Here is an 850-nt window from a genome sequence, read left to right on the forward strand (position 1 = left end):
GGTTCCGATCGTGGAACCGTTGCAGTCGTTTGCCGATACGATCAAGCGGAACTCTCGTCGAAGCGTCGACCGCGCCGCCTTCCGCCCCAAGCTCGTCACATTGCTGTCTCACGCAAATTGGCAATGTCACACTTAATGGATGTTCTAGCCGGGCTCGATGTTTCCATCTTCCGGGCCCTGAATGATCTCTGCGGCTCAAGCCCGACACTCGACCGTGTCGCCGTTCACTTTCAAGTCCTCCAAGGATCGCTCTTCATGGGGATTGTCGGGCTGACTTGGTATTGGCCCGACAAGGAAATGACGCGACGGCGCGAAGCCATCCTCACGATCATCTTGGCAGTCGCCGTGTCACTGGTCCTCAATCGCGTCGTCTCCTTGTTGGCGCCTTTTCGCGACCGCCCGATGTACAGCATCGGCGCCAATGCGCCGACCTTCGAATGGCATGCAGACCTCGAGCACTGGAGCAGTTTCCCGAGCGACAATGCAACCTATCTCTTTGCCATTGCCGCCGGCTTCTGGCTTATCTCACGGTGGTGGGGTCTGTTCTTCGGCATATTCGCAGGCTTCGTTGCGATGGCACGCGTGTATCTTGGCATTCACTACCCGAGTGACGTGCTCGTCGGTGCCTTGATCGGGATTGCGACCAGCGCCATCATTAATCGAGAGCCCGTCAGGAAGCTCCTCGCGGCACCTATTCTGGCACTCGAGCCGCGCTATACGCCCTATTTCTACGGCTTGTTCTTTCTCGTGCTCGCCGAACTATCAAGCGGCTTCCCAAACGCGAGACGTATTGGCGTAGCGATTGTTCATCTATTCATTGGCTATGATCGGTGATTGAATAAAGGTCGCT

At 56.6% G+C, this 850-nt stretch carries 1 protein-coding gene; it reads left to right on the forward strand.

The window, feature by feature from the left end; translation table 11 throughout:
* The coding region (locus ACZXDY_RS46150; protein ID WP_464350047.1) for a phosphatase PAP2 family protein at positions 1 to 834 on the forward strand (834 nt) is incomplete at its 5' end.
* Positions 835 to 850: the final 16 nt, after the last annotated feature.

Source organism: Bradyrhizobium sp. LeoB3 (assembly GCF_055456055.1).